Source organism: Streptomyces sp. NPDC006197 (assembly GCF_040613865.1).
GTDB lineage: Bacteria > Actinomycetota > Actinomycetes > Streptomycetales > Streptomycetaceae > Streptomyces.
In genome coordinates this window covers 18,009-37,651 of record NZ_JBEXSZ010000081.1, presented here as the reverse complement: position 1 = coordinate 37,651, position 19,643 = coordinate 18,009, and the positions used below count along the sequence as shown (strand labels likewise).

Genomic DNA, 19,643 nt, shown 5'->3' with positions numbered 1-19,643 from the left:
GTCGAGTACGTGCCCGTGGTCTCCGCCACCGACGCACGCGCGGCCATGCCGTACGACATCGACTTCTACCTCAACCCCGCCCGCGGCGGCATCCCTGCCTGGCCCAACCGCTTCGCCGTCATGTCCTGGGCGGACTGGCTCACCTACGACGCCATCGCCCTGGCGCCGCGCATCGACCGGCCCACCCTGCTGGTGCACAGCGAGGACGCCGCGATCCCCGACGGCGCCCGCCGCTTCCACGCGGGGCTCGCCGGCCCCAAGGACATCCTGTGGACGGAGGGCACCCAGTTCGACTTCTACGACCAGGAGCCGCAGGTCACACTTGCGACGGACACCGTGGCCGCGCACTTCGGAAGGACCTTGCTGTGATCGGCGCCACCGACGCCCGCAACGCCATCTCCGAGTTCGCGGTCCGCTGAATCCCCTCACACCCGACGTCACGAAAGCTCCAGATGAACCAGAGACTGCAGCGCCTCCTGGCCGCAAGCTTCGCCGTCTTATGCGCTTGCACAGCAGCGGCGGGCTGCTCGGACAGCGCCGGGCCCGACGCGCCGGAGGCGAAGGCGGCACGGCCGGGACGCTTCGCCTCCCCCAACCCCGGCTCGGTCAACACCTACTGGATCCAGGCGCCGCAGGGCCTGGTCGTCATCGACACCCTGCGCACGCCGGGCGACGCCCGAAAGGCGATCGCGGAGATCAGGAAGACCGGCACGCCCGTCGCGGCCGTTCTCCTGACCCACTCCCACCCCGACCACGTGGGTGGTGCGGGCGCCTTCCACGAGGCCTTCCCCCAGGCCCCCGTCCTCGCCTCCGAATCGACCGACCGGGCCATGCGGGAGGACCGACGAGGCTTCTACCCCCTGGCCCGCTCAGCCAACGCCGCCTTTCCCGCCACCCTCACCTACGCCGACAAGACCTTCGAGGACGGCGCTCCGCTGCAGGTCGGCGGCCTGCGCTTGGAGACCGCCACCTTCACCGAGGGCGAGTCCGACACCGCGACCGTCTACTACCGTCCCGACACCGGTGACCTCTTCGCCGGCGACCTGGCGACCAGCAAGGTCACGCCCGCCCTGATCGAGGGGCACAGCTGCGGCTGGCTCCAGGCCCTCGACCAGCTGGACCGGCGCTTCCCCGGTGCCACGACGACGTATCCGGGACACGGAGCGCCGGGCCCGGCCGGGACACTGGTCGACGACCAGCGCGCATACCTCCAGCGGTTCCGCGGCCTGGTCCGTCCGGCCGTCGACACGCGCTCTCCCGGCGGCCGGGAAGTGGCCCCTGACGAACAGAAGGCGATCACCGCCTCGATGGACCGCGCCTATCCCGATCATCCACCGGTCGCGGATCTCCCGACCCTCGTGCAGGAGAACATCAAGGCGGTCGCGAAAGAACTGGCCGCCGAAGATCCTGCGCGGATCCCCGCGGCCTGCGCCGACAGACCGCGGGAAGGCACGCTGCTGCCGCAGGTCAACGCCTACGTCAACGCGGTCAACGGCGGCGATCTCGACGCCCTGGCGGGAGCGTTCGCCGCGGACGCGGAGGTCGTCGACGTCGGGCGGCGCATCCAGGGCCGCGCCGCGATCCGCGCCTGGGCCGGGAACGAGGTCATCGGCGGCAGGCTGACCGTGCTCAGGATCGCCGAGAACCGGCCCGGTCACCAGCGTCTCCTGGTGCGCTTCTCTCCAGGAGGCACGGGCGGATTCACCGCCTTCTACGCCTTCACCGTGGAAGGTCCGTCCATCACCGAAGCCGAACTCGCCTACGCCGATTGATCCTCGGTCCACCACCCGGTTCCTGATGCTCGGACCGGGCCCCTGTCGCGAAAGTTCAAGACCGGGCGCGGGGCGTTCCGTACGGTCGACGGTATGAACGAGATCCACACCCACCTCACCGTCTGCGCCGCCGAAGCGGCCCGCGTCGCCCGTGCCGTCGCCGCCGAGCAGCTTGCCGCCCCCTCCGTCTGTGCCGACTGGACGGTCCGCGAGCTCGCCAACCACCTGGTCCTCTACTCCGCGCACGGCCTCGAACACCGTGCCCTGCGCACCCAGCTCCCCGAGGAGACCGTCCAGCGGGACTTCGCCGGCGAGGACGGCTGGGCCGAGGCGTACGCGGCGCAGCTCGACCGGGCCCTGGCCGCCTGGGAGAAGCCGGAGGCCTGGGAGGGGGACGTCGACATGGGCGGCAGCCCCATGCCGGCCGCCGAGATCGCCGCCATGCTCGTCGAGGAACTCGCCCTGCACGGCTGGGACCTGGCCCGCTCCACCGGGCAGGACTTCACCCTGCCCGAGGACACGGCGGTGTTCCTGCTCGACGTGGTCGAGCGGTACGCGGAGATGTACCGCCAGTACGAGGGCTTCGCCGCCGTCGTCGAGGTGGCCGCCGACGCCCCGGCGCTCGACCGCGCCCTCGCCGCCAGCGGACGGAACCCGAAGCCCTAGGCGGTCCTGGCGGCCGGGCGGCGGGTGGCGTGCGCCCCGTCGTACCGGTCCAGGAGCAGGCGTGCCAGCTCGGGGGAGGGGCCGAGGACGTCCGCGAGGACGTCGGCCCCGGCCGCGCCCGCCGCGATGCGGTCCGGGAGGCGGCCCGGGGCGATCACGTACGGGGCGACCGCCACCTGCTCGACGCCCGGTTCCGTACGCAGCGCCTGGACGGCGTCCTCCGTGCGGGGGAGAGATGCGGAGGCGAACGCGGGCCGCACGGAGCACCAACCGGTGCGCCGCAGCTCCCGCGCCGTTTCTGCGATCACCGCGATCGCCTCCGGGTCCGTGGAGCCCGCCGAGGCCAGGACGACCCCGGTCGTGGGCTTGTCGGCGGGCGTGAGGCCCGCCTCGTACAACCGCCGCTCCACCGCCGCGATCAGCAGCGGCGACGGGCCGAGGACCTCCGCCTGGCGGATGCTCAGGGACGGCGGCGCCTGGCGGAGCACGGCGGGGATGTCGGCCTTCGCGTGGAAGGCCCGGGTGAGGAGGAGCGGCAGGGCCACGACCTCCCGTACCCCGTCGGCGGCGAGCCGGTCGAGCACGCCCGGCACCGACGGCAGGTTGAGGTCCAGGAACGCCGTCTCCACGCGCAGCCCCGGCCGCAGCGCACCGGCCCGGCGCACCAGCGCCTGGACGGTCGCCGCGTGCCGCGGGTCGCGGCTGCCGTGGGCGATCACGAGGAGGACGGGGCGGTTCATGGTGGGGCTCAGCCCTTCGTGAGGAGGCCGCGGCGGCGCAGGACCGCGCGCTCCAGCGGGCTGAAGATGAGCAGGTCGATGGCGATGCCGACGATCAGGATCAGGATGATCGCCAGAAAGATCCCGGCCATGTCGATGTTGTTGCGGCCGTTCTCCAGGAGCTGGCCGAGGCCGAGGCCCAGGTCCGGCGAGGAGGCGATGATCTCCGCGGCCATCAGCGAACGCCAGGAGAACGCCCAGCCCTGCTTGAGGCCGGCCAGGTAGCCGGGGAGCGCGGCCGGCATCACGATGTACCAGGCGCCCTTGATCCCCCGCGCGCCGAGCGTCTGGCCCGCCCGCAGGAAGAGCGGCGGGACCTGGTCGACGCCGGCGACGAGGCCGTTGGCGATCGACGGGACCGCGCCGAGCAGGATCACCGCGTACATCATGCTGTCGTTGAGGCCGAGCCACAGGACGGCGGGCGCGACCCAGGCCACCGAGGGCAGCGACTGGAGCCCCGCGAGGATCGGGCCGATCGCCGCGCGCACGAACTTCACGCGGGAGACGAGCAGGCCCAGCGGGGTGCCGATCGCGAGCGCCAGGACGAACCCGTACAGGGCCCGGGACACGCTGGTCCACAGAATGCTGAAGAGCGTGCCCTGCCGCCACATCACGGTCAGGCTGTCCCACACGGCGGACGGGGCCGGCAGCTTGTACTCGTCGGTGACCTTGAGCGACACCAGGAGCTGCCACACCACCAGGACGAGCACGACGGCGACGACCGGCGGGAGCACCTTCCTGACCAGCACCTCGCGGACCGGGGTCCGCCGGACCTGCACGCTGTCGAGGGCGTCCAGACCGGCTTCGAGACCGGCGAGGTCGTCGGACCTCTGCGTCTTCGGGGTCGTGTCAGTGCTGGCCATGGCGGCGGATCTCCCCACGCAGGTGTTCGGTGATCTCGAGGGACAGCTCCGCGACGGCGGAGTCCTCGATGCGGCGCGGCTGAGGGATGTCGATGGTCCACTCGTGCGCGATCCGGCCCGGCCGGGACGAGAGGAGGACGACGCGCTCGGCCAGCCGCACGGCCTCGCGCACGTTGTGGGTGACGAAGAGCACCGACAGCTTCGTCTCCCGCCAGATGCGGGTCAGTTCGTCGTGCAGCACGTCCCGGGTGATGGCGTCGAGCGCGGCGAACGGCTCGTCCATCAGGAGCAGGTCGCTGTCCTGGGCGAGCGCGCGGGCCAGCGCGACCCGCTGCCGCATGCCGCCGGACAGCTCGTGGACCCGCTTGCCGTACGAGCCGCCGAGCCGGACGAGGGTCAGGAGCCGCTCGGCCTCGTCGCGTCGCTCGGCCTTGGGCACCCCGCGCAGCCGCAGGGCCAGTTCGATGTTCTTGCCCGCGGTGAGCCACGGGAAGAGGGCGTGCTCCTGGAACATCAGGGCCGGTCGGCCGCCGGGGGTCTCGATGGACCCCGCGGACGGCCGGTCGAGCCCGGCGACCAGGTTGAGCAGGGTGGACTTGCCGCAGCCCGAGGCGCCCAGGAGGGTGACGAACTCGCCGGGGGCGACATCGAGCGAGATGTCGTCGAGGACGAGCTGCCCGCCGGCGGGTCCGCCGAAGGACTTGGAGACATGCTCGATGCGGGCGGCATGGGTCACCGCCGCACGGTCCTCGGCCTTGGCGAGCGTCGCGGTCGTGGCCATGGTCGTCACCTCCTGGGGATCAGCTGCGGGCTGGTTACTTCGTGCCGAGACCGGCGTCGGAGACCTCGGGCTGCCCCGCGGCCTTCAGGACCTTGTTGAGCGGCTTCAGGTCGTAGATGCCGGACAGCTCCGGCTTCTCCAGGAGACCGGCCTTCACCGCGTGGTCGGCCTGGGCCTGCAGGGTGGCCGCCAGCGGGTCGTTCGTGAACTGGAGGGACGGCCACGCGGCGTCGATCACCTTCGCGCCCAGCGCCTTGCCGGAGAGGTCCTTCAGCTTGGCGTTGGCCGAGGCCTTCGCCTTGTCCTGGTTGGCGTTGATCCACGCGTTGGTCTTCACCGAGCCGCGCAGGAACGCCTCGACGACGTCCGGGTGCTCCTTGAGGAACTTCTGCGACACGATGATGTTCGTGATGACGAACTTCTTGTCGGGCCACAGGTCGGACTCGTCGAGCAGCACCTTCGCGCCGTCGGCGACCAGCTTGGACGCGGTCGGCTCGGGGACCCAGGCACCGTCGATGGCGCCGGAGGCGTAGGCGTTCGGGGTGACCTTGTTGTCCGTGCGGACCACGGAGACGTCGCCCTTGCCGCTCTGGGCGTCGACCTTCCAGCCCTTCTCGGAGACCCAGTTGAGGAAGGCCACGTCCTGGGTGTTGCCGAGCTGCGGGGTGGCGATCCTCTTGCCCTTGAGGTCGTCCACGGTCTTGATCTTCGCCGGGTTCACCACGAGCTTCACGCCACCGGAGGCGGCGCCGCCGATGATGCGGAGGTTGGTGCCCTTGGTCTTGACGAAGCCGTTGATGGACGGCGAGGGGCCGATGAAGCCGATGTCGATCGAATCGGCGTTCAGCGCCTCGATCTCGGAGGGGCCCGCGTTGAAGGTGGTGGGCACCAGCTTGGTGCCGCCCAGCTCCTTCTGGAGGATGCCCTCCTGGACGCCGACCAGCGCGGTGGCGTGCGTCAGGTTGGGGAAGTACCCGAGCCGTACGGTGTCGGCGGAGAGCTTCTCGCCCTCGGCGGCCACCTTCTTCTCGTCGTTCTCGGCCTCGGAGCCGTAGCCGCAGGAGGCGAGTGCGCCGATCAGCAGCGGCAGGGCGACGGCGGCGGCCAGGCCGCGGCGCAGGGTGGTACGGGTGGTGGCAGGCACGGGTGGTGTTCCCCTCGGTTCAACTTCTAGCGAAGTCTGCGTTTATGTCGTTCGGGGTGGAGCGGGTGGAGCCGGGTCGCACCGCTCGCGCGGTACGTCGAGGTCAGCACGCACATCGCGCGACACCTCCCATGCCCGAGCCGAGGGAACCGGAGCCCACCCGGCCGCCCTCCTTCGCGAAACTGGCGTAAGCGTTCTGGCTCATGTCAGAAGTCCCACCCTTCTTCCTCGTCCACCGCGACGACGGCCTTGGCCGTGGCGAAGGACTCGCCCGCCATGCCGGCTGCGAGCGTGGTGCCGTCCGCGGGGTCGATCAGCAGGAACGATCCGGTACGGCGGGAGTCCGCGTACGCGTCGAGCGCGAGCGGCTCGGCGGTGCGGACCACGACCCGGCCGATGTCGTTGGCGACCAGCTGCCCGGGGTTCGGGTGCTGGGAGAGGTCGTCCAGGGTCAGCCGCGAGGGGATGTCCTTGACGATCGCCTTGACCGTGCGCGTGGTGTGCTTGAGCAGGACCCGCTGGCCGACGGCGAGCGGCTGGTCCGCCACGTGGCAGACCGTCGCCTCGACGTCCTGGCTGGTGGCCGGGGCGTCGCCGCTCGGCGCGAGCAGGTCGCCGCGCGAGATGTCGATGTCGTCGGCGAGCCGGATCGTCACCGACTGCGGGGCCCAGGCGATGTCCACGGACTCGCCCAGCGCGTCGATGCCGATGATCGTGGACTTCTTCCCCGACGGCAGGACGGTGATCTCCTCGCCGACCCGGAAGGCGCCGGCCGCGATCTGACCGGCGTAGCCCCGGTAGTCGGGGTGCTCGGCGGTCTGAGGGCGGATGACGTACTGCACGGGGAAACGGGCGTGGCAGGCCGTCAGGTCGTGGCTGACCGGAACGGTCTCCAGGTGCTCCAGGACCGTCGGGCCGCCGTACCAGTCCATGTTGGCGGACGGCTCCACCACGTTGTCGCCGGCGAGCGCGGAGATCGGGATCGCGGTGATCTCCGGGACGCCGAGCTCGGAGGCGTACGTCGTGAACTCCTCGGCGATCGCGGCGAAGACGGACTCCTGGTAGTCGACCAGGTCCATCTTGTTCACGGCGAGGACCACGTGCGGGACGCGGAGGAGCGCGGCGACGGCGGCGTGCCGGCGGGTCTGCTCGACGACGCCGTTGCGGGCGTCGACCAGGACCACGGCCAGCTCGGCGGTGGAGGCGCCGGTGACCATGTTCCGGGTGTACTGCACGTGCCCGGGGGTGTCGGCGAGGATGAAGCGCCGGCGGGGCGTCGCGAAGTAGCGGTAGGCCACGTCGATCGTGATGCCCTGCTCGCGCTCGGCCCGCAGGCCGTCGGTGAGGAGCGCCAGGTCCGGGGCCTCCTGGCCGCGCTTGATGGACGCGGCCTCGACGGCCTCCAGCTGGTCGGCGAGGACCGACTTGGAGTCGTGGAGGAGCCGGCCCACCAGGGTGGACTTGCCGTCGTCGACGGAGCCGGCGGTGGCGAAACGCAGCAGGGTGGTGGCCGCCAGCTGGTCGGACAGCTGCTCGGTGGACGTGCTCATTAGAAGTACCCTTCGCGCTTGCGGTCTTCCATCGCGGCCTCGGACAGCTTGTCGTCGGCCCGGGTGGCGCCCCGCTCGGTGAGCCGGGAGGCGGCGATCTCGGCGATGACGGCGTCCAGCGTGGCGGCGTCGGAGTCGACGGCGCCGGTGCAGGACATGTCGCCGACGGTGCGGTAGCGGATCAGCCGCTTCTCGACCGTCTCCGTGTCCTTCGGACCGCCCCACTCGCCGGCGGTCAGCCACATGCCGTTGCGGGCGAACACCTCGCGCTCGTGGGCGAAGTAGATCTCGGGGAGCTCGATCTTCTCCCGCTGGATGTACTGCCAGACGTCCAGCTCGGTCCAGTTGGAGAGCGGGAAGACCCGGACGTGCTCGCCGGGGGCGTGCCGGCCGTTGTAGAGCTGCCACAGTTCGGGGCGCTGGCGGCGAGGGTCCCACTGCGAGAACTCGTCGCGCAGCGAGAACACCCGCTCCTTGGCACGGGCCTTCTCCTCGTCGCGGCGGCCGCCGCCGAAGACGGCGTCGAAGCGGTGCTGCTGGATCGCCTCGGTCAGCGGGACGGTCTGCAGCGGGTTGCGGGTGCCGTCGGGGCGCTCGCGGAGCTTGCCGGCGTCGATGTACTCCTGCACGGAGGCCACGTGCAGCCGCAGCCCGTGCTGCGCCACCACGCGGTCGCGGTACTCGATGACCTCGGGGAAGTTGTGCCCGGTGTCGACGTGCAGCAGCGTGAAGGGGACCGGCGCGGGGGCGAAGGCCTTCAGCGCCAGGTGCAGCATGACGATGGAGTCCTTGCCGCCGGAGAAGAGGATCACCGGCCGCTCGAACTCGCCCGCCACCTCGCGGAAGATGTGGACGGCCTCGGACTCCAGGGAGTCGAGGTGCGACAGCGCGAACGGACTGTCGGTCTCCTCGTGGACGTGGGCGACGGTCGTCATGCGAGACCCCTCTCGGTGAGCAGCGCGTACAGCTGCGCTGCCGACTCCTGCACGGTCTGGGTGTGGGACTCGATCCGGAGATCGGGGTTCTGCGGCTCGTCGTACGGGTCGTCGACCCCGGTGAGCCCGGTGAGCTCGCCCGCGGCCTGCTTGGCGTACAGACCCTTGACGTCGCGCACGGAGCACACCTCCACCGGAGTGGCGACGTGCACCTCGACGTACGGGGTGCCCTCGGCGGCGTGCCGCTTGCGCACCGCCTCGCGGCTGTCCTCGTACGGCGCGATGACCGGGACCAGGACCTTCACGCCGTGCGAGGCGAGCAGCTCGGCGACGAAGCCGATCCGCTGCACGTTGGTGTGGCGGTCCTCGCGGGTGAAGCCGAGGCCCGCGGAGAGGAACTCGCGGATCTCGTCGCCGTCGAGGATCTCGACGCGGTGGCCCTCGTCGCGGAGGCGACCGGCCAGCTCGTACGCGATGGTGGTCTTTCCGGCGCTCGGCAGGCCGGTGAGCCAGATGGTGGCACCGGTCACGTGGTTCTCCTGGGAGGTCTGAGGGGTGGGGGTCATCAGCCGTGCAGCCCGCACTCGGTCTTGGCGCGGCCCGCCCAGCGTCCGGCGCGGGCGTCCTCGCCCTCCAGGACGCGGCGGGTGCAGGGGGCGCAGCCGACGGAGGCGTACCCGTCCATGAGGAGCGGGTTGGTGAGGACACCGTGCTCCGTGACGTACGCGTCGACGTCGTCCTGCGTCCAGCGGGCGATGGGGGAGACCTTGACCTTCTGCCGCTTCTCGTCCCAGCCGACGACCGGGGTGTTCGCCCGGGTCGGGGACTCGTCGCGGCGCAGGCCGGTGGCCCACGCGCCGTAGGCGGTGAGGCCCTCTTCGAGGGGCTTGACCTTGCGCAGCGCGCAGCACAGGTCCGGGTCGCGGTCGTGGAGCTTCGGACCGTACTCGGCGTCCTGCTCGGCCACGGTCTGACGCGGGGTCAGGGTGATGACGTTGACGTCCATGACGGCGTCCACGGCGTCCCGGGTGCCGATGGTCTCCTCGAAGTGGTAGCCCGTGTCGAGGAAGACGACGTCCACGCCGGGCTTCACGCGCGAGGCGAGGTGGGCGACGACCGCGTCCTCCATGGAGGAGGTCACGCAGAAGCGGTCGCCGAAGGTGTCCACGGCCCAGCGGAGGATCTCCAGCGCGGAGGCGTCCTCCAGATCACGGCCGGCCTGCTCGGCGAGTGCCTTCAGGTCGGCCGCGGTCGCGTCCTGAGCGATCGTCATATCTCTTCCCTCCCAGTGGTGTTGCTCGAAGTCGCCGGGGCGAGGAGCCCCAGGAACTTCAACTGGAAGGCTCGACTGCACGCGGCGCATTCCCAGGCGCCGTGACCCTGCTCGTTCGGACGCAGGTCCTCGTCCCCGCAGTAGGGGCAGAAGAAGGGGGCCGCACGCTCGCTCACGGTGCCTCCTTGTTCGCTTCTCCGCCCACGCGGCGCAGAGGTGCGGCCTTCGTCGTCGGCTGCGGCCCGGCGGCCGCGTGTGCGTCGCTCACGACAGCGCCTCCTCGGAGGCGCGCGCCGCCCAGGTCGCGAAGCGCTCGCCGGTCTCGCGCTCCGCCTGGAAGCGCTTGAGGACCCGCTCCACGTAGTCCGGGAGCTCGGCTGCCGTGACCTTGAGGCCGCGGACCTTGCGGCCGAAGCCGGCCTCCAGGCCGAGCGCGCCGCCCAGGTGCACCTGGTAGCCCTCGACGCGGTTGCCCTCGTCGTCCAGGACCAGCTGGCCCTTGAGGCCGATGTCCGCGACCTGGATGCGGGCGCAGGCGTTCGGGCAGCCGTTGATGTTGATCGTCAGCGGCTCGTCGAACTCCGGGAGGCGACGCTCCAGTTCGTCGATGAGCGAGGAGCCGCGGCCCTTCGTCTCGACGATCGCGAGCTTGCAGAACTCGATGCCGGTGCAGGCCATCGTGCCGCGCCGGAACGGGGTCGGGTCCACCCGCAGGTCGAGCGCCTCCAGGGCGGCGACCGCCGAGTCGACCTGGTCCCGCTCGATGTCGAGGAGGAGCATCTTCTGGTCCGCGGTGGTCCGCACCCGGCCGGAGCCGTGCCGCTCGGCCAGGTCGGCGATCTTCGTCAGGGTGGCGCCGTCGACCCGGCCCACGCGCGGGGCGAAGCCGATGTAGAAGCGGCCGTCCCGCTGCTCGTGCACGCCCATGTGGTCGCGCCACCGGCCCGCGGGCTGCTCGGGGGCGGGGCCGTCCGTCAGCTTGCGCTTGAGGTACTCGTCCTCCAGGACCTGGCGGAACTTCTCCGGGCCCCAGTCGGCGACGAGGAACTTCAGACGGGCGCGGTTGCGCAGCCGGCGGTAGCCGTAGTCGCGGAAGATCGAGATGACGCCCTCGTAGACGTCGGGGACCTCGTCGAGGGAGACCCAGGTGCCCAGGCGGACGCCGAGCTTCGGGTTGGTGGACAGGCCGCCGCCGACCCAGACGTCGAAGCCGGGGCCGTGCTCCGGGTGCTCCACGCCGACGAAGGCGATGTCGTTGATCTCGTGCGCCACGTCGAGGAGCGGCGAGCCGGAGACCGCGGACTTGAACTTGCGGGGCAGGTTGGAGAAGTCCTTGTTGCCGATGATCCGGCGCTGGATCTCGTCGATGGCGGGGGTGCCGTCGATGATCTCGTCGGCGGCGATGCCGGCCACGGGGGAGCCGAGGATGACACGCGGGGTGTCACCGCAGGCCTCGGTGGTGGACAGGCCGACCGCCTCCAGGCGGTTCCAGATCTCGGGGACGTCCTCGATGCGGATCCAGTGGTACTGGACGTTCTGCCGGTCCGTGATGTCGGCGGTGCCGCGGGCGAACTCCTCGGAGATCTCGCCGATCACCCGGAGCTGCTCGGTGGTCAGCCGGCCGCCGTCGATGCGGACCCGGAGCATGAAGTACTCGTCGTCCAGCTCCTCCGGCTCCAGCACGCCCGTCTTGGTGCCGTCCAGACCCTGCTTGCGCTGGGTGTAGAGGCCCCACCAGCGCATGCGTCCGCGCAGGTCGTTGGGGTCGATGGAGTCGAAGCCGCGCTTCGAGTAGACCGTCTCAATACGTGTCCGTACGTTGAGACCGTCGTCGTCCTTCTTGAACTGCTCATTGCCGTTCAGGGGGGTGAAGTGCCCCACGGCCCACTGACCCTCGCCACGGTGGCGCCCGGCCTTGCGGCGGGCGGCGGCGGGAGTGGGGTTTTCCGGGGTGGCGGCCATGGCGTCTTGTCCTTCGGGACTGCGAGAGGGCGGCTCTGACCTGCACACTCGCGCTCAGGTCAGAGGGTGGCGCGTCAGTGCGCAGCAGGGTGGGGCAGAGTCGGGCGGTAGGGAGATCGCGGCGGTGCTGGTTCTCTCAGCGCGCCGAACAGATGGCGCTGGACATGCGGCCGAGGTCGACGTGCCGCCGACTCACCAAGGCAATTCCAGTTCCAGGCATGACGGAAGCGTGTCACGGGACTTTGGACCCAGTCCAGCATCGTCCAGTATTCGGACATAGTCGTCCCGTAGAGCGAGACGGTGTGCTCCAGGTCACGCCAAAGGGGCCCTGATCAGGGCCCCTTCGAGGTCGCACGGGAGCGTCAGGCGTGCGCGCCCGGCCAGGGGCCGGGGGTCTCCGACTCCTCGACCTCCTCGACCTTGGTGTCGAAGAGGCGGAAGCCGCGCCGCTCGTAGTTGGCCATGGCGTGCGGACCGTCGAGCGAGCAGGTGTGCAGCCACACCCGCTTCGTGGTCTCCCGCTCCGGCCAGCGCTCGGCCAGGTCCCAGGCGCGCGCCACCCCGTAGGAGAGGAGGTGGCCGCCGATCCGACGGCCCCGGAAGGCTGGGATCAGGCCGAAGTAGACGATCTCCACCACGCCGTCGTCCTGGGGGTCGAGCTCCACGTACCCGGCCGGCGTCCCCCTGTCGTACGCCACCCAGATCTCGGCGCCCGGCTTCTCCACTATCTCCTGCCACTGCTTGTACGTCAGCGACAGCCGGTCGGACCACCGGATGTCGCCGCCGACCGCCGTGTAGAGGAAGCGGCTGAACTCCGCCGAGGGCACCTCGGCGCGCCGGATCGCCACGTCGTCGCCCTCCGGCGGGGTGGCGGGACGGAGGTCGGACGGGGAGGTCTGCTCGAGGGACCAGGTGGTGAGAGTGATGCTCATGGGGTCATCGCATCATGCGGAGCGCGGGATTCCCAGGGGGGTCCGCGCCGGACGGCCTGCCCGGCGGACGAACGTCCACATGCTGGACACCTGCCTAGGTGCCCGTCCCGGCCCGGACCGCCGGGGCCGTCGAGTGGGGGAGCAGGTCTTCCGGACGCTCCGGGCGCAGGATCTCCACCGCGACCTCCTCCCGGAAGCGGTACGGGCGGTGCGCCAGGACCCCCGCCAGGTTCCGCCGCACCCGGGACATCTCCGCCCGCACGGTCACCGTCCGTGTACGGTCCCCGAACACGTCGTCCGCCAGCTCCGCCGCCGTCCGCCCGTCGCGGTGCAGCGCCAGTACATAGAGGAGCTCCGCGTGCCGGGGGCTGAGCTCCTGCTGCCAGCTGCCCGCCGTCCCGGACACGGCCACCGTCCAGCGGCGCGGCCGGCTCAGGTCCAGGACCACCCGGCTCGCCGCCCCCGCGCCCGGCTCCTCGGGCAGGGTCTCCTCCTCGACCCGAAGCAGCCAGCCGCCCGGCAGCGGCTCCACCGCGCACACGCCGAGCGAGGGCAGCCAGACCCGGCCGGCCCGGAACGACTTCGGCAGCGGGATCCGGTCCATCGGTGCGAGGCCGGTCACCGCGGCCGTCCAGCCGTGGTCGTCCACGGCGACCGCCCGGCCGCCCACCCGGCACAGGATCGGCGCCGCCACCGCCCGCAGCCGCTCGACCGACCGGTGGTGCCGCTCCCGCATCTCGGCCTCGGCGAGCTGCGCCACCGAGCCGACCAGGGCCAGCATGGCGGGGTGGAAGCTGGAGGCGGGGCCGGACACGTCCAGGATCCCCAGGAGCCGCTGGTCGCGCGGATCGTGCACGGGCGCGGCGGCGCAGGTCCAGTTGTGCAGCGCCTGCACGTAGTGCTCGGCGGAGTGCACCTGCACCGCCCGGTCCAGGGCGAGCGCCGTGCCGACGGCGTTCGTCCCGGTGGCGTGCTCGGCCCAGGCCGCGCCCTCCTCCAGACAGATGCCGTTCGCCTTCCGCAGCACGGCGGAGTTCCCCTGGCGCCACAGCACCCGCCCGTGCTCGTCGGTGACCACCATGATCTGGAGGGAGGCGTCGGCGATGCCGGCGATGCCGCCGCTCAGCGTCTGCATCACCTCGGAGAGGAGCGTGGTCCTGCGCCGCTCCTCCAGCTCGTCCCGCTGGAGCAGCACGGTGCTCGTGCTCTGGTCGGGATCGAGGCCGAGCCGGGCCATCCGCTGCCAGGACGCGTCGATCACCGGGCGGGGCGCGATCGGCGGCCGCCGGCCGGCCAGGGTCTCCTCGCGCACCCGGTGCAGCAGCCGGCTGGCCTGGGCGGCGTCCATGGCGGCGAGCCGCTTCATGTCGAGCTGCGTGTTCTTCATCGGTCTCTCCCAGCCACCCGGGTGCTGTATCGGTTCTGCACGGGGCAGATGTCCGGAGTGTCGGTGCCCATCGTGCCGTCCGGGAGCACCCGGCGAGGCCCGGTTCGGGTAATCCTGCAACCCTTTGCAACTCTGGCGACCGACCGGCCCCGTGGGCGAGGGTGGTGACAGCGGCGGGTGGTGCCGTGTCGGCGCAGCACCACCCCCGCTTTTCCGCGTCCGCCGACCTGACCGACACCCGTCGGGCCCACCCCTGGCGCGCGCGGCACAGCGTTTCCGTACCCCTCCTCAGACCACGGCCCGCGCCCGCTCCACCACCACCCGCAGGTCCAGCGTGTGCGGGAGCGTCCCGAAGGCCGCGCCGCCGTCCCCGCCGAGCCGCGCCGCACAGAACGCGTCCGCCACCTCCGGCGGAGCCCACCGCACGAGCAGCGCGCCCTGGAGCACCAGCGCGAGGCGCTCCGTGAGCCGCCGTGCCCGCGCCTCGATCCCCTCCAGGTCCGCCAGTTCGGCGAGGAGCCCCCGGATGGCCCGGTCGAGCCGGTGGTCGGCGCCCCGCGCCGCCCCCACCTCCCGCAGCAGCGCGTCGAGGGCGGCGGGCTCGGTCCGCAGCACCCGCACCACGTCGAGCGCCTGCACGTTCCCCGAACCCTCCCAGACCGAGTTGAGCGGCGACTCCCGCAGCAGCCGGGGCATCCCCGACTCCTCCACGTACCCGTTGCCGCCCAGGCACTCCAGCGCCTCCGCCACCACCGGCGTACACCGCTTCGTCACCCAGTACTTCGCCACCGGCACGGTAATACGGAGCAAGGCCCGCTCCTGTTCGGGGTCGCTCCTGCCGTCGGTGCCGGCAGAGTGGGCGCTCCTGCCGTCGGTGCCGGCGGCGTGGTCGCTGCCGCCGTCGGCATCGACGGCGTCGTAGGCCGCCGCGAGACGCATGCCGAGTACCGTCGCCGCCTCCGACTCCAGGGCCAGATCGGCGAGCACGTTCCGCATCAGGGGCTTCTCGACGAGCAGCCCGCCGAAGGCCGAGCGGTACGAGGCGTGGTGCACGGCCTGCGCCACCGCCTGCCGCATCAGCGCCGCCGAGCCGAGGACGCAGTCGAGCCGGGTCGCCGCGACCATGCCCATGATCGTCCGGATCCCGCGCCCCTCCTCGCCGACGCGGCGTGCCCAGGTCGTCCCGTCGAACTCCACCTCGGCGGAGGCGTTCGACCGGTTGCCCAGCTTGTCCTTGAGCCGCTGGATCGCGAAGGCGTTGCGCGAGCCGTCCGCGAGCACCCGGGGCACCAGGAAGCAGGTCAGTCCCGCCGGCGCCTGCGCGAGGACCAGGAAGGCGTCCGACATCGGCGCCGAGCAGAACCACTTGTGCCCCGTCAGGACGTACTCGCCGTCGGCCGCGAGCGGCCGGGCCTCCGTCGTGTTCGCCCGGACGTCGCTGCCGCCCTGCTTCTCCGTCATCGCCATGCCGAGCAGCGCCCCCGGCTTCTCCGCGACCGGACGGAGCTCCCGTTCGTACACGTGCGAGAGCGCCGCCGGTTCCCAGACCGCCGCGAGCTCCGGCTCGGCGCGCAGCGCGGGCACCGCGGCGTGCGTCATCGACACCGGGCAGCCGTGCCCCGCCTCCGCCTGCGACGCCACCAGGAACCCGGCGGCCCGCCGCACATGACCACCCGGACGGCCCCACGCGTGCGTGAGCCCCGCCGACACGGACTTCCCGAGGAGCCGGTGCCAGGCCGGATGGAACACGACCTCGTCGATCCGCCGGCCGTACCGGTCGTGGGTCCGCAGCCGGGGCGGATGCTCGTTCGCCTGCTCACCCCACTCCCGCACCTGCGCCGAACCGGTCGCCCGGCCCAGCAGGCTCAGCTCGTCGCGCGCCTCCGCCAGGAGGTCCGGGGCGAGGTGGCGCTCGACCGCCTCCGCCAGCGCCCGATCGCTCGTGAAGACGTCGTATCCGACCAGGGGCGGAGCCTGGTTGGTCACAGTGTGGGTGCTCGCTGCCATGCCGATACGGTAAGCAGGTGCAGGCAGCAAGAGAAACACCCGATCGGCCCGAGCGTCGGCCCTGGAGCAGGCTCCACCGCGCGCGCGTCCTCTACCGCAACGTCTCGAAGCGGAAGATGGCCTGGCTGCTCCTCAAGGACACCGTCAACTCGTGCATCGAGTACCGGATCCTCGGCCTCGCCGCCGAGGCCGCGTTCTTCACCCTGCTGTCGCTGCCGCCCCTGCTGCTCGGCCTGATCGCCGTCCTCGGCTACGCCGACGACTGGACCAACACCGACACCGTCGCCAGCATCCGGGAGAACATCCTCCACGCGGCCGGCACGGTCCTCTCCGACCGGGGCGTCCACGAGATCGCCGAACCCCTCCTCGACGACATCACCCAGGGCAAACGGCCCGATCTGATCTCCCTCGGCTTCGCCATCGCCCTCTGGTCCGGCTCGCGTGCGGTGAACGTCTTCATCGACACCATCACCGTCATGTACGGCCTCGACGGGCACCGGGGCATCGTCAAGACCCGGCTCCTCGCCCTGCTCCTCTACATCGTGGCGCTGCTCATCGGAGCCGTCGTGCTGCCGCTGGCCGTCGTCGGCCCCGACCGGGTCGTCGAGCTCGTCCCCTGGGGCACCGAGGTCGTCGCCGTCCTCTACTGGCCGGCCGTCATCCTGCTCTCCATCGCCTTCCTCACCACGCTCTACCACGTCTCCGTGCCCGTCAGATCGCCGTGGATCGAGGACATCCCCGGCGCCCTCGTCGCCCTCGGGATGTGGGTCCTCGGCAGCTTCCTGCTGCGCATCTACCTGACCAGCCAGGTGGAGGGACCGACGATCTACGGCTCCCTCGCCGCACCCATCGCCGTCCTCCTCTGGATCGGCATCTCGGCCTTCGCGGTCCTCGTCGGCGCCGCCGTGAACGCCGCCATCGACCGCGTCTGGCCCTCCGTCGCCACCGCCGCCGCCCGCGAGGCCAACGAACGGGCCCGCGCGGTCCAGGCCGCCGAACTCGTCGCCCGCGTGCGCGCCGAGGCGGAGGACGTCGACGAGGACGACCCGGACATGCCGTCCGAGTTCCCCGAGCGCTGGTCCAAGTTCCTCCCCCCGGACGACGTGAAGTCCCGCCTCCACTCCGGCTGGGAGAAGGACTGACGGCCCCGGTCCGCCGTACCACCGGACCCCGGGGCCACGGCCGGACCACGCGCACGCGCGCGTACGGACGGGCGTACGCCGCGGGCCGACGGCGGAGGAGGACGCGCCCACGCGCCCGCCTCCGTCCACGACCTGACCGTGCGGCCCGAGCGTGGAGCCCGTACCGGATCGAGGCCGAGCACCCGCTCGGCCTCCAGGACGCGCGGGTCCCCGTGCGACCCTCGTCCACCACGGCCCGCACCACCACGGCGGGCCGCGTCACCACCCTGACGATCTCGGGCGGAGCCGGCGCCACCGTCCCCGTGAGCAGTACGGCCTCCGACCCCTCCACGACCTCCGGGAGACCCCATGCCGCTGCCGACGCGCCCCGTCCGGCCGCTCGCCCCGCCCGTCGCGCTGCTCCTGGCCACTGCCCTGATGACCGCCGGTCTGACCGGCTGCTCCGCGCTGTCCCCGTTCAACACGTGTGAGGACACGGCGGCGCGGCTGAAGGACCTGCGCTCCCAGCCGATCCTGAACTCCGTTCCCGAAGGGGCGACCGCCCCGGAGGGGCTCGACTCGGTCGACTCGCGCTGCATCGACGACACCGGCGACGCCTGGCTGTACGCCGCGCGCGTCTACGCCTTCCCCGGCTCCCGGCAGGAGGTCGTGGACTTCTACCGCACCACCGCCGAGGTGGACGGCTGGCACCTCCAGCACGACCCCTCGGATCCCGGCACCCCCGAAACCACGGCGGGACTCTGCTTCACCAGAGGCGGGGACGGCGAAGCCCTCCTGCTGACCGTGCAGTTCACCACGGCCGGTGAGCTGAAGTCCGAGTACGACTACGACGCCGGGCCGGAGTTCGACGCGGGCTCCGGATTCGAGATAGAGGTGGGCTCCGAGACGGACGGGGCGAAAACCGGCTGCTTCGACTGACAGCGGAACGCCACCTGAGTCGCGGCGCCCTGTTCATCGGGCGTCCCCGTTCCGGCCGATGCCGGTACGCGTGCCGTCCCGTCCGGGTTGCTTCGGGGCGGGCCTGACGCCGCCCGACGGTGCGAATGCCTCGACGGGCAGGTGGGGTTCGGATTTAAAACGGTGGTGCGGCGACGGGGGCGCGGCTATGGTGCTGTCCATCCGTTCCCGAGGGGGCGGTGTCGGTTCGTCGAGAAGAAGCAGGAGGTGAGGACATTGATGACTGTCACGGTGACGGGCTCTGCCCGCATTCAGGAGTTCATCGTTCCCACCCCTGTGGTCTCCGGCTGACACCCACTCGACTTCCGCGCGCTCGGAGCGCGCCGCCGGGGCCACCCTCCGAAGGGTTTCCCCTTGTTCAACGCTTCGCTCCACCCGTCTTCCCTTTCCGCTGTCCAGCACCCGCTCGCCGTCTACGGCTGGGACGAGGGCTGGGAGGCCGAGTTCGTCCCGTACGCCGCCCAGGGGCTCGTCCCGGGGCGGGTCGTCCGCGTCGACCGCGGACAGTGCGACGTCGCCACCGCCGAGGGGGTCGTCCGCGCCGACACGGCCTTCGTGACCCCGCACGACCCGCTGCGGGTCGTCTGCACCGGCGACTGGGCCGCCGTCGACCCGGAGGGCGTCAACGACCCCCGGTACGTGCGCGCGTGCCTGCCGCGCCGTACGGCCTTCGCGCGCTCCACCTCCTCCAAGCGGTCCGAGGGCCAGATCCTCGCCGCCAACGTCGACCACGCCGTCATCACGGTCTCGCTCGCCGTCGAGCTCGACCTCGGCCGGATCGAACGCTTCCTCGCCCTGGCCTGGGAGTCCGGCGCCCAGCCGACCGTCGTCCTCAGCAAGGCCGACCTCGTCCCCGACCCGGTCGGGCTCTCCTACCTCGTCGAGGACGTGGAGACGGTCGCGCCCGGCGTGCAGGTGCTGCCGCTCAGCTCCACCACCGGGGAAGGGCTCGACGTGCTCGCCGCGACGGTCGCGGGAGGCACGACCGTGCTGCTCGGCGTCTCGGGCGCCGGCAAGTCGACCCTCGCCAACGCGCTGGTCGGCGACGACGTGATGGACGTCCAGGCCGCCCGTGACGTCGACGGCAAGGGCCGCCACACCACGACCACCCGCAACCTCTTCGTCCTGCCCGGCGGGGGAGTCCTCATCGACACCCCCGGACTGCGCGGCGTCGGACTCTGGGACGCCGAGGCCGGGGTCGGCCAGGTCTTCTCCGAGATCGAGGAGCTGGCCGGGGACTGCCGCTTCCACGACTGCGCCCACGAGTCCGAGCCGGGCTGCGCGGTGGCGGCGGCGATCGAGGACGGCTCGCTGCCCGTGCGCCGCCTGGAGAGCTACCGCAAGCTGATCCGCGAGAACCGGCGGATCGTGGCCAAGACCGATGCCCGGGTGCGCTCCGAGATGCTCAAGGAGTGGAAGCGCATGGGCAGGGAGGGACAGAAGGCCATGGAGCTCAAGCGCGGCGGCGGCAAGGGCCGGTAGCCCCGGGACCA

The 19,643-nt window shown here is 71.8% G+C and carries 19 protein-coding genes and 1 pseudogene; 6 read left to right on the top strand and 14 right to left on the bottom strand.

The features are described from left to right. From ABZ318_RS23985 to ABZ318_RS23975, 3 genes and pseudogenes are all read left to right on the top strand, one after another. Positions 1-369: pseudogene (locus tag ABZ318_RS23985) on the top strand (lysophospholipase); the annotation flags it as partial. A gap of 83 nt (positions 370-452) precedes the next feature. After that, a complete protein-coding gene (locus tag ABZ318_RS23980) occupies positions 453-1,772 on the top strand; it encodes an MBL fold metallo-hydrolase (protein WP_356904514.1) in 1,320 nt (439 codons plus the stop codon). 93 nt (positions 1,773-1,865) lie between these two features. Continuing rightward, positions 1,866-2,438 (top strand): TIGR03086 family metal-binding protein, encoded by a 573-nt coding sequence (locus ABZ318_RS23975; RefSeq protein ID WP_356904513.1) that lies wholly within the window; start codon positions 1,866-1,868, stop codon positions 2,436-2,438. On the opposite strand, the gene ABZ318_RS23970 is transcribed toward ABZ318_RS23975, so the two are convergent. The 14 genes from ABZ318_RS23970 to ABZ318_RS23905 all read right to left on the bottom strand — a co-directional run bounded on the left by ABZ318_RS23970 (position 2,435) and on the right by ABZ318_RS23905 (position 16,051). Continuing rightward, positions 2,435-3,178, bottom strand: a complete 744-nt coding sequence (locus ABZ318_RS23970; RefSeq protein WP_356904512.1) for a sirohydrochlorin chelatase — start codon at positions 3,176-3,178, stop codon at positions 2,435-2,437. The genes ABZ318_RS23975 and ABZ318_RS23970 overlap by 4 nt on opposite strands. Before the next feature lie 8 nt (positions 3,179-3,186). Beyond that, on the bottom strand, positions 3,187-4,080 hold the full coding sequence (locus ABZ318_RS23965) for an ABC transporter permease subunit (RefSeq protein WP_356904511.1): 894 nt from the start codon (positions 4,078-4,080) through the stop codon (positions 3,187-3,189). Further along, complete coding sequence (locus tag ABZ318_RS23960) at positions 4,067-4,861, bottom strand: ABC transporter ATP-binding protein (RefSeq protein WP_356904510.1); 795 nt, start codon at positions 4,859-4,861, stop codon at positions 4,067-4,069. The genes ABZ318_RS23965 and ABZ318_RS23960 overlap by 14 nt, the downstream gene beginning before the upstream one ends. A gap of 34 nt (positions 4,862-4,895) precedes the next feature. Then, a complete protein-coding gene (locus ABZ318_RS23955; RefSeq protein WP_356904509.1) occupies positions 4,896-6,005 on the bottom strand; it encodes an aliphatic sulfonate ABC transporter substrate-binding protein in 1,110 nt (369 codons plus the stop codon). 206 nt (positions 6,006-6,211) lie between these two features. After that, a complete protein-coding gene (locus ABZ318_RS23950) occupies positions 6,212-7,555 on the bottom strand; it encodes a GTP-binding protein (RefSeq protein WP_356904508.1) in 1,344 nt (447 codons plus the stop codon). Beyond that, positions 7,555-8,490 carry a sulfate adenylyltransferase subunit CysD gene (gene cysD, locus ABZ318_RS23945; RefSeq protein WP_356904507.1) on the bottom strand — a complete coding sequence of 312 codons (936 nt, stop codon included), beginning with the start codon at positions 8,488-8,490 and terminating at the stop codon, positions 7,555-7,557. Before cysD ends, ABZ318_RS23950 begins: the two co-directional genes overlap by 1 nt. Continuing rightward, on the bottom strand, positions 8,487-9,056 hold the full coding sequence (gene cysC, locus ABZ318_RS23940; protein ID WP_356904506.1) for an adenylyl-sulfate kinase: 570 nt from the start codon (positions 9,054-9,056) through the stop codon (positions 8,487-8,489). The genes cysD and cysC overlap by 4 nt, the downstream gene beginning before the upstream one ends. Continuing rightward, positions 9,056-9,763 (bottom strand): phosphoadenylyl-sulfate reductase, encoded by a 708-nt coding sequence (locus tag ABZ318_RS23935; protein ID WP_356904505.1) that lies wholly within the window; start codon positions 9,761-9,763, stop codon positions 9,056-9,058. The genes cysC and ABZ318_RS23935 overlap by 1 nt, the downstream gene beginning before the upstream one ends. Next, positions 9,760-9,939, bottom strand: a complete 180-nt coding sequence (locus tag ABZ318_RS23930) for a hypothetical protein (protein WP_356904504.1) — start codon at positions 9,937-9,939, stop codon at positions 9,760-9,762. Before ABZ318_RS23930 ends, ABZ318_RS23935 begins: the two co-directional genes overlap by 4 nt. An 88-nt stretch (positions 9,940-10,027) precedes the next feature. Continuing rightward, the gene (locus tag ABZ318_RS23925) at positions 10,028-11,725 is read right to left on the bottom strand and encodes a nitrite/sulfite reductase (protein WP_356904503.1); all 1,698 of its coding nucleotides are present in this window, start codon (positions 11,723-11,725) and stop codon (positions 10,028-10,030) included. A gap of 136 nt (positions 11,726-11,861) precedes the next feature. Further along, entirely contained in the window at positions 11,862-11,945 is an 84-nt protein-coding gene (locus ABZ318_RS23920; RefSeq protein WP_356067285.1) for a putative leader peptide, read from the bottom strand. Positions 11,946-12,087: 142 nt separating this feature from the next. Continuing rightward, positions 12,088-12,657 carry a GNAT family N-acetyltransferase gene (locus ABZ318_RS23915; RefSeq protein ID WP_356904502.1) on the bottom strand — a complete coding sequence of 190 codons (570 nt, stop codon included), beginning with the start codon at positions 12,655-12,657 and terminating at the stop codon, positions 12,088-12,090. Between the two features lie 94 nt (positions 12,658-12,751). Further along, positions 12,752-14,044: a GAF domain-containing protein gene (locus ABZ318_RS23910; protein WP_356904501.1), complete on the bottom strand. Its 1,293-nt coding sequence runs from the start codon at positions 14,042-14,044 to the stop codon at positions 12,752-12,754. A 288-nt stretch (positions 14,045-14,332) separates the two neighbouring features. After that, a complete protein-coding gene (locus tag ABZ318_RS23905) occupies positions 14,333-16,051 on the bottom strand; it encodes an acyl-CoA dehydrogenase family protein (RefSeq protein WP_356904500.1) in 1,719 nt (572 codons plus the stop codon). Positions 16,052-16,068: 17 nt separating this feature from the next. On the opposite strand from ABZ318_RS23905, the gene ABZ318_RS23900 reads away from it, so the two are divergent. From ABZ318_RS23900 to rsgA, 3 genes are all read left to right on the top strand, one after another. Continuing rightward, complete coding sequence (locus ABZ318_RS23900; RefSeq protein WP_093873464.1) at positions 16,069-17,193, top strand: YihY/virulence factor BrkB family protein; 1,125 nt, start codon at positions 16,069-16,071, stop codon at positions 17,191-17,193. A gap of 348 nt (positions 17,194-17,541) precedes the next feature. After that, positions 17,542-18,111, top strand: coding sequence for a hypothetical protein (locus ABZ318_RS23895; RefSeq protein ID WP_356904499.1), 570 nt, complete (start codon positions 17,542-17,544; stop codon positions 18,109-18,111). Positions 18,112-18,504: 393 nt separating this feature from the next. Continuing rightward, the gene (gene rsgA, locus ABZ318_RS23890; RefSeq protein ID WP_356904498.1) at positions 18,505-19,632 is read left to right on the top strand and encodes a ribosome small subunit-dependent GTPase A; all 1,128 of its coding nucleotides are present in this window, start codon (positions 18,505-18,507) and stop codon (positions 19,630-19,632) included. The last annotated feature ends 11 nt before the right edge of the window (positions 19,633-19,643 follow it).

Bases quoted from the DNA above. Each gene is read 5' to 3' on its own strand.
- ABZ318_RS23980 (WP_356904514.1), top strand. From the start codon at position 453: ATGAACCAGAGACTGCAGCGCCTCCTGGCCGCAAGCTTCGCCGTCTTA.
- ABZ318_RS23975 (WP_356904513.1), top strand. From the start codon at position 1,866: ATGAACGAGATCCACACCCACCTCACCGTCTGCGCCGCCGAAGCGGCC.
- ABZ318_RS23970 (WP_356904512.1), bottom strand. From the start codon at position 3,178: ATGAACCGCCCCGTCCTCCTCGTGATCGCCCACGGCAGCCGCGACCCG.
- ABZ318_RS23965 (WP_356904511.1), bottom strand. From the start codon at position 4,080: ATGGCCAGCACTGACACGACCCCGAAGACGCAGAGGTCCGACGACCTC.
- ABZ318_RS23960 (WP_356904510.1), bottom strand. From the start codon at position 4,861: ATGGCCACGACCGCGACGCTCGCCAAGGCCGAGGACCGTGCGGCGGTG.
- ABZ318_RS23950 (WP_356904508.1), bottom strand. From the start codon at position 7,555: ATGAGCACGTCCACCGAGCAGCTGTCCGACCAGCTGGCGGCCACCACC.
- cysD (WP_356904507.1), bottom strand. From the start codon at position 8,490: ATGACGACCGTCGCCCACGTCCACGAGGAGACCGACAGTCCGTTCGCG.
- cysC (WP_356904506.1), bottom strand. From the start codon at position 9,056: ATGACCCCCACCCCTCAGACCTCCCAGGAGAACCACGTGACCGGTGCC.
- ABZ318_RS23935 (WP_356904505.1), bottom strand. From the start codon at position 9,763: ATGACGATCGCTCAGGACGCGACCGCGGCCGACCTGAAGGCACTCGCC.
- ABZ318_RS23925 (WP_356904503.1), bottom strand. From the start codon at position 11,725: ATGGCCGCCACCCCGGAAAACCCCACTCCCGCCGCCGCCCGCCGCAAG.
- ABZ318_RS23920 (WP_356067285.1), bottom strand. From the start codon at position 11,945: ATGCCTGGAACTGGAATTGCCTTGGTGAGTCGGCGGCACGTCGACCTC.
- ABZ318_RS23915 (WP_356904502.1), bottom strand. From the start codon at position 12,657: ATGAGCATCACTCTCACCACCTGGTCCCTCGAGCAGACCTCCCCGTCC.
- ABZ318_RS23910 (WP_356904501.1), bottom strand. From the start codon at position 14,044: ATGAAGAACACGCAGCTCGACATGAAGCGGCTCGCCGCCATGGACGCC.
- ABZ318_RS23905 (WP_356904500.1), bottom strand. From the start codon at position 16,051: ATGGCAGCGAGCACCCACACTGTGACCAACCAGGCTCCGCCCCTGGTC.
- ABZ318_RS23895 (WP_356904499.1), top strand. From the start codon at position 17,542: ATGCCGCTGCCGACGCGCCCCGTCCGGCCGCTCGCCCCGCCCGTCGCG.